The organism is Streptomyces tricolor, assembly GCF_002155905.1.
GTDB classification, from domain to species: Bacteria; Actinomycetota; Actinomycetes; order Streptomycetales; family Streptomycetaceae; genus Streptomyces; species Streptomyces tricolor.
In genome coordinates this window covers 1-8,028 of sequence record NZ_MUMF01000413.1, presented here as the reverse complement: position 1 = coordinate 8,028, position 8,028 = coordinate 1, and the positions used below count along the sequence as shown (strand labels likewise).

Here is an 8,028-nt window from a genome sequence, read left to right as displayed (position 1 = left end):
CTGATCCACCGCCTGGCCCGCCCCCGCGTACGGAACGCCGCGCGGCTGGTGGCGAGCGTGCTCAAGTAGGAGGGGGGCCGGGCTCGCAGCGCCGTCGCGGTGGAGGTCCGTGCCCGACCGCGGCCCCGTCGTGACCGATCGCGCGGTTCCCCGCNNNNGCGGCACCCTGCCGGCGCCGGTAAGCGGACCCGCCCCCGTGCGGCTCAGGGGAGCACGCGGTACAGGGTCTGACCGCCTGGGCCCACCGTCACCTCGCGGAGCCAGGGGGCCGGGTCGCCTCCCACGACCCACCGCACCCCGTACTCCCGCAGAATCGCCCGCCGCTCCTGCGCCCCCGTACCGTCCGCGAAGTACCGCTCCACCGCCGCCTCCCGCCGCCCCGCATCCCGCAGGAACACGTCCGGATAGCCAGGCGCCACGGTGTACGCCCCGTACGCGGGGATCTGCCGGGCCGGAAACGTACGCGCCATCACCACGTCCCCGTACCGCACCCCCGCCCGCACCATCCACTGGTAACCCACCCACGGCGTCCGGTACTTCTCCGCGACCACCCCGGGCAGCGCACCCCGCTCCACCACGTACCCGAGCGTCCCGGCCTGCGTCCACGCCCCCACCGCCAGCGCGGCCGGCAGCACGCACGCCCACACCCTCCGGACCGCCCCCCGCCCCGCCGACACCACTTCCAGCGCGGCGGCGAGCTGCGCCGGCACGAGCGCGGCGGGCAGGGCGCGGCCCCAGGAGTAGTGGCCGGAAAGGCCCCCCGCCGCGAACACCAGCGCGCCCAGGCAGAAGAAGAGGACCAAGGGGTCGCGGTGGTCCCGGTGCCAGCGGAAGCCGAGCGCCGCCACCCCGAGCAGGACGAGCCCGAACCGCCCGGCCAGGTCCTGGTAGAGCGGCCGGTGGATGGCCTCCAGGTCCGCGCCGGCGGAGAACAGCGCGAAGAAGTCGTAGTACGGCCAGAGCCACAGCACGAGCAGACCCAGCAGCAGCCCGGCGCCGAGCCGGAGCAGCGCCTCGCGCGCCGGCCGCGCCGCGAGCACCATGGCCAGCCCGCCCAGGGACGCCACGACCCCGGTGAACTGGTGGCACAGCAGGATCAGCGCCCACAGCGCTCCCAGGCCGAGCCACACCCCCCACGCGGTCCGCCCGCGCACCGCCCGCGTCAGCCAGGCCCAGAAGTGGAAGGCGAGCCCCAACGCGAACACGCTGGGGTACGCCACCGTCAGCGCGAGCGAGTTGAGGCCGAGAAAGCCGCTCCAGTTGAACAGCAGCGGACCCCACAGGAGCAGCAGGCTCAGCAGGGCCGGCGCGGGGGCGGCGCGGTGGGCGCTCAGCGTGCGGACGTACCGCCACACGCCGGTGACCAGCAGACCCAGACCGGCGAGCGCGGCGAGCCGCAGGACCACGAACACCGAAAGGCCCGTCGACTTGGCGACGACGCCGAGCAGCAGCATCCACGGCGAGTAGTAGGGGCTCGGCGTGTCGGCGTCGACCAGCGGGTTGCCGGGGTGCAGCAGGCTGTGCCGGAGACGCTGGATCGTGGCCGCGTGCATGCCGAGGTCGCCCGCCCACGGCAGGCGGACGACGACCAGGAGGAGCAGCGTCACCACCAGCGCGGCGGCGATCTGCGCAAGCGCCCGGCCGGCGCGCGACGCGGAGCCGCTCGGCGGTGCCGTACGGCTCACCGGTTCGGTGTCTGACGGCGCGGTGTGCACACCGCCGACCCTATCCGAAGCCCCGCGAAGAGGAGGAAAGGGGGAATTCACCGCACGTTCGCGGCGAGAGCCGGGCAAGAACGGGCAAGAAGAAGGCGCCCCCGGCACTGCGGCCGGGGGCGCCTCGTGTGTCGTACGGCTACGAGTGCGTCCGCAGCAGCGTCCGCATCGTCCGCATCGCCACCGACAGGTTGGCGAGGTCGAACGTCTCCGAGCTGCGGATCTCGTCCAGCGTGGTCCGGGCGCGGCCCAGGATCGCGCTGTTCTTCTGCTCCCACGCCTTGAACCGCTGCTCCGGCGTCGAGGTGCCGTTGCCCACCGCGAGGATGTCCGCGGTGAGCGCCGCGTGGGCCGCGTACAGGTCCTCGCGGATGGAGGCGCGGGCCATGGACTGCCAGCGGTCGGTGCGGGGCAGCTCGATGATGCGGTCCATCAGCTGGGTGATGCTCAGCCGGTCGGCGAGGTCGTAGTAGACCTCGGCGACGTCCAGCGGCTCCTTGCCCATGCGGTCGGCCACCGACACGATGTCGAGCGTCGGGAAGGCGGAGGAGAAGCCGGCCACGCGGGCGGCGAGTTCGTCCGGGACACCGGCCGCGGACAGCTCGTCGTACACGTGCTCGTACCACTCCAGGTCCGCGCCGCGCAGCAGCTTCGGCAGCTCCTGCCAGACCCGCTCGACCCGCTCGGCGAAGAACTCGACCGTCTCGGCCAGTTGCAGCGGCTGCGGCCGGTTGTTGAGCAGCCAGCGGGTGCCGCGCTCGACCAGGCGGCGCGAGTGGAGGCGGATGCGGGTCTGGACGGCCGCGTCGACCTTGTTGTCCAGGCCCTCGACCGCGTCCCACACCGGCGCCGAGCAGAAGATCGCGCGGGCCGCGGTCTGGGCGCGGACGATCTCCTCCAGGGAGGCGCCGGTCTCCTCGCGCAGCCGGTGCAGATACGTCGTACCGCCCGTGTTGACCGTGTCGTTGACCAGGACGGTCGTGGTGATCTCGCGGCGCAGCGGGTGGTTGTCGATCGCCTCGGCGAACCGCTCGCGCAGCGCCGTCGGGAAGTAGGCGTGCAGCAGGCCGCGCAGGTACGGGTCGTCCGGCAGCGAGGTGTGCAGCAGCTCCTCGGCCACCGTGATCTTCGTGTACGCCAGGACGACGGCCGTCTCCGGACCGGTCAGGCCCTGGCCCTGGCCGAGGCGCTCGCGGATCTGCCGGTCGGTGGGCAGGAACTCCAGCGCCCGGTCCAGGTGCCCCTCGCGCACCAGGTGGCGGATGAACCGCTGCTGGGCGTGGAGCATGTCCTTGGCCTGGAACAGGGCGTTGGCCAGGGCGGTGTTCTGCGCGTAGTTGTTGCGCAGGACCAGCGCGCCGACCTCGTCGGTCATCTCGGCGAGCAGCTTGTTGCGCTGCTTGACGGTCATGTCGCCGTCCGCGACCAGGCCGTTCAGCAGGATCTTGATGTTCACCTCGTGGTCGGAGGTGTCCACGCCGGCGCTGTTGTCGATCGCGTCGGTGTTGATCCGGCCGCCGTGCAGGGCGAACTCGATCCGGCCGAGCTGGGTCAGGCCCAGGTTGCCGCCCTCGCCGACGACCTTGACGCGCAGCTCCTTGCCGTCGACGCGGATCGCGTCGTTGGCCTTGTCGCCGACGTCCGCGTTCGACTCCACGGACGACTTCACGTACGTGCCGATGCCGCCGTTCCACAGCAGGTCCACCGGCGCCTTGAGGATCGCCTTCATCAGGTCCGCCGGGGTCATCTTGGTGACCTTGTCCTCGATGCCGAGGGCGTGGCGGATGTGGCTGTTGATCGGGATCGCCTTGGCGGTCCGCGGGAAGATCCCGCCGCCCGCGGACAGCAGCTCGGTGTCGTAGTCGGCCCAGCTGGAGCGGGGCAGCTCGAACAGGCGGCGGCGCTCGGCGTAGGAGGTGGCCGCGTCCGGGGTGGGGTCGATGAAGATGTGCCGGTGGTCGAAGGCGGCGACCAGGCGGATGTGCTCGGAGAGCAGCATGCCGTTGCCGAACACGTCACCGGACATGTCACCGATGCCGACGACCGTGAAGTCCTCGGTCTGCGTGTCCACGCCCAGTTCGCGGAAGTGCCGCTTCACGGACTCCCAGGCGCCGCGCGCGGTGATGCCCATGCCCTTGTGGTCGTAGCCGGCCGAGCCGCCGGAGGCGAAGGCGTCGCCGAGCCAGAAGTTGTAGGTGTTCGCGACCTCGTTGGCGATGTCCGAGAAGGTCGCGGTGCCCTTGTCGGCGGCGACCACCAGGTAGGTGTCGTCGCCGTCGTGCCGGACCACGTCCTGCGGCGGCACGACCTCGCCGGCCACCATGTTGTCGGTGATGTCCAGCAGCGCCGAGATGAACGTCTTGTAGCTGGCGATGCCCTCGGCCAGCCAGGCGTCGCGGTCCACGGCCGGGTCCGGCAGCTGCTTGGCGACGAAGCCGCCCTTGGCGCCGACCGGCACGATGACGGTGTTCTTCACCATCTGCGCCTTGACCAGGCCGAGGATCTCGGTACGGAAGTCCTCACGCCGGTCGGACCAGCGCAGGCCGCCGCGCGCGACCTTGCCGAAGCGCAGGTGCACGCCCTCCACCCGCGGCGAGTACACCCAGATCTCGTACGCCGGGCGCGGCGCGGGCAGGTCGGGGATGGCCTGCGGGTCGAACTTCATGGAGACGTAGTCGTGCGGCCGGCCGCCGAGCGCCTCCTGGAAGAAGTTCGTCCGCAGGGTCGCCTTGATGACGGTCAGGAAGGACCGCAGGATGCGGTCCTCGTCCAGGCTGGCCACCTGCTCCAGGGCCGCGTCCAGCTCCTCCAGCAGGGCGTCGGTGATCTCCAGGCCGGCCTGCTGCCGGTCCGGGGACATCCGCGCCTCGAACAGGGAGACGAGGAGCCGGGTGGTGTGGACGTTGTTGCGGAGGGTGTCCTCCATGTAGTCCTGCGAGAAGGTCGAACCGGCCTGCCGCAGGTACTTGGCGTAGGCGCGCAGCACCATCGCCTGCCGCCAGGTCAGCCCGGCGCTCAGCACGAGGGCGTTGAAGCCGTCGTTCTCGGCCTGGCCGGTCCAGGTCGCGGCGAACGCGTCCTGGAACCGCTCGCGGGCGTCGTCGGCCAGGTAGTCGCCGTTGCCGCCGCCGGCCGACTTCGGCATGCGCAGACCGAAGTCGTAGATCCAGGCGGTGGTGCGGTCCGCGCAGCGCAGCTCGTACGGCCGCTCGTCGGTGACCTCGACGCCGAGTCGGCTCAGCACCGGGAGCACCTTGGAGAGGGAGACCGAGCCGCCCTTCTGGTAGATCTTGAAGCGGCGCTCGTCGGGCGCAGCGCCCACCGGCTCGTACAGGCTGAGCGAGAAGGTCTTGTCGTCGCTGAGCTGCTCCATGTGGGCGAGGTCGGCGACCGCGGCACGGGGGCTGTGGTCGGCCTTGTAGCCCTCGGGGAAGGCGTGGTTGTAGCGGCGCAGCACCTCGGCCGCGCGCTCCTCGCCGCACTCGGCGGTCAGCGCCTCGGCGAACGCGTCGGCCCAGGAACGGGCCGCCTCGACCAGGCGGGCCTCGATGCGCTCCTTGTCGGCGTCCGACAGCTCGGGCAGCTCGGTGCCCTGCGGGACCCGCACCACGAAGTGCAGCCGGGACAGGATCGACTCGGTGTTCCAGGCGGTGAAGTCGACGCTGGTGCCGCCCAGCTCCTCCTTCAGGATGTCGATGATCCGCAGGCGGACGCCGGTGGTGTAGCGGTCGCGCGGCAGGTAGACGAGGGCCGAGTAGTAGCGGCCGTACTCGTCCTGGCGCAGGTACAGCCGCAGCCGGCGGCGCTCCTGCAGGTAGAGCACGCTGGTCGCGATGGACTGGAGCTCGGCGACGGGCGTCTGGAACAGCTCGTCCCGCGGGTAGGTCTCCAGGATCTGGAGCAGGTCGCGGCCGTCGTGGCTGTGGGGCGAGAACCCGGCGCGCTCCAGCACCTCGTCCACCTTGCGGCGGATGACGGGGACGCGGCGCACGGACTCGGTGTACGCGGCGGAGGAGAACAGGCCGAGGAAGCGGCGCTCGCCGACGACGTTGCCGTCCGCGTCGAACTTCTTGACGCCGATGTAGTCCAGGTACGACGGCCGGTGCACGGTGGCGCGGCTGTTGGCCTTGGTCAGCACCAGCAGCTTGTGCTCGCGGGCCTTGGCGCGGGCGTCGGCCGGGAGCCGCTCGAAGGAGGGGCTGACCGGGTGCTGGTCGTCCTTCGCGTGGTGCGGGTCCGCGCGCAGTATGCCGAGACCGGTGCCGGGCACGGCGGCGAGCGTGTCGTCGTCGCGCAGCTGGTACTCGCGGTAGCCGAGGAAGGTGAAGTGGTCGTCGGCCAGCCAGCGCAGCAGCTCGCGGGCCTCCTCGACCTCGGGCCGGGGCAGATCGCCCGGGATGGGCTCGCCCTCCAGGCCGTCGGCGATCCGGGTCGCCGCGTCCCGCATCTTCTCCCAGTCCTCGACGGCCTCGCGGACGTCGGACAGGACACGCAGCAGGTCGGCGGTGATCTGCTTCAGGTCGGCGCGGTCGGTCTCCCGGTCGATCTCGACGTGGATCCAGGACTCGACGTGCGCGTCGTGCGGCAGGTCGCGGGCGGGCTGGCTCGGCTGCACCTCGATCAGCTTGCCGGTCAGGTCGCGCCGGACGACGAACTGCGGGTGGATGACGACGTGGATGCCGCGTCCCTGCCGGGTCAGCTCATTGGTGACCGAGTCGACGAGGAAGGGCATGTCGTCGGTGACGACCTCCACGACGGTGTGGCTGCAGGTCCACCCGTTCTCCTCCACGGTCGGGGTGTGCACCCGGACGTTCGCGGTGCCCTGCGGGCGGTTCTCGGCGAGCCGGTAGTGCGAGACCGCGGCGCCGAAGACGTCGACCGGGTCGCGGTCGGCGAGGTCTTCCGGGGCGGTGTGCAGGTAGTAACGCTGGAGGAACGCGAGCACGGATTCGCTGTCCGGGGTGCCGGGGGTGCCCTCGCTCGTCGTCCCGGTCGGTAGGTGCCCCCCGACCGGGCTGTTCTCAGCTACCCGGGCGGCCCGTTCGAGCAGCTCGGCCTTGGCTTCGTCCAGCTTGGTCTGCATTGTCCTCTGGCTCCTGTCGCGCGCCGTTGCGTGACGTAGAAGGAAGTACGGTCTCTTTCCCTCCGGCTCGACGCCACGGCCCGGGGTGTCCGGTCCGATCCGACGCTATGCCGCGAGGTGAGAAGAGCGGGGGGAATTCGGCCATTCTCGGCATGCCCGTCGACTGCGACGCTGCGCTCGGCACCGCCGTGTCCCGGAGTGTCCACGGCGTCCTGGGGGCGTCCGCGCCCCCGTCCCGCCCGCGAAGACCAGCGACCGCCGCCCGGTCACGGAGGTGTTCCGTGCAACCCGGGCGCAGGGCAGGAGCAGGATCGCCCCCGCGAGCTATCGCGCTGATCACGCCACAAGGCTATCGCCACTTACCCCGGGCCCGTCATGAGCCGTATGTGTACAAAACCAAGGGGTGAAGTTTGACGTTCTGCACAGCGGCGGGGTGGGGGCGCGTGACGTAACCGGTCGCGCCGCCGCGCCGCCGGCCGCACTCTGAAAAAGGACCGGGCCCTCTTGGCAAGCGCGCCCGGCGGGGGCACGGTGCCGGGAGTCCACCCGCCAAGCCCGGAGTCCGACCGGAGGAGCCGACATGCCCACGAAGATCCTCATCGTCACCGGCGACGCAGCGGAGTCCCTGGAGGTCCTCTACCCCTACCAGCGGCTCCTCGAAGAAGGCTACGAGGTCCACATCGCGGCCCCCACCCGCAAGACCCTCCGTTTCGTCGTCCACGACTTCGAACCCGGCTACGACACCTACACCGAGAAGCCCGGCTACACCTGGCCCGCCGACCTGGCCTTCTCCGAGGTCGACGCCGGGGACTACGCGGCCCTGGTCATCCCCGGCGGCCGGGCCCCCGAGTATCTGCGCAACGACGCCGAACTCCGCAAGATCCTCAAGGCCTTCTTCGACGCGGACAAGCCGGTCGCGCAGATCTGCCACGGCCCGCTGCTCACCGCCGCGATCGACTCCCTGCGGGGCCGCCGGGTCACGGCCTACCCCGCGCTGGAGCCGGACATGCAGGCCGCCGGAGCGGGCTTCCAGGACACCGAGGCGGTCGTCGACGGCACCCTGGTCTCGTCCCGCGCCTGGCCGGACCACCCGGCCTGGATGCGCGAGTTCTTGAAGGTGCTGCGCACGAAGGCACCGGTGAGCTGAAGCCCGGGCACGGTCGCCGTCGCGCTGCGGCGGGGCGGTGGGCGGCGCGGTGGGGCGGCAGGGAGCTGAAGGCCGGGCACGGT

The 8,028-nt window shown here is 71.5% G+C and carries 3 protein-coding genes; 1 reads left to right on the top strand and 2 read right to left on the bottom strand.

What is annotated here, in order from left to right; all coding sequences use genetic code 11:
* Positions 1 to 203: 203 nt before the first annotated feature.
* Together CCN44_RS27525 and CCN44_RS27520 are read right to left on the bottom strand one after the other, a co-directional pair.
* Positions 204 to 1,685, bottom strand: coding sequence for a hypothetical protein (locus tag CCN44_RS27525; protein WP_086700455.1), 1,482 nt, complete (start codon positions 1,683 to 1,685; stop codon positions 204 to 206).
* 169 nt (positions 1,686 to 1,854) lie between these two features.
* Positions 1,855 to 6,798 (bottom strand): NAD-glutamate dehydrogenase, encoded by a 4,944-nt coding sequence (locus CCN44_RS27520; RefSeq protein WP_059249850.1) that lies wholly within the window; start codon positions 6,796 to 6,798, stop codon positions 1,855 to 1,857.
* 580 nt (positions 6,799 to 7,378) lie between these two features.
* On the opposite strand from CCN44_RS27520, the gene CCN44_RS27515 reads away from it, so the two are divergent.
* Positions 7,379 to 7,945 (top strand): DJ-1/PfpI family protein, encoded by a 567-nt coding sequence (locus tag CCN44_RS27515; RefSeq protein WP_059249851.1) that lies wholly within the window; start codon positions 7,379 to 7,381, stop codon positions 7,943 to 7,945.
* Positions 7,946 to 8,028: the final 83 nt, after the last annotated feature.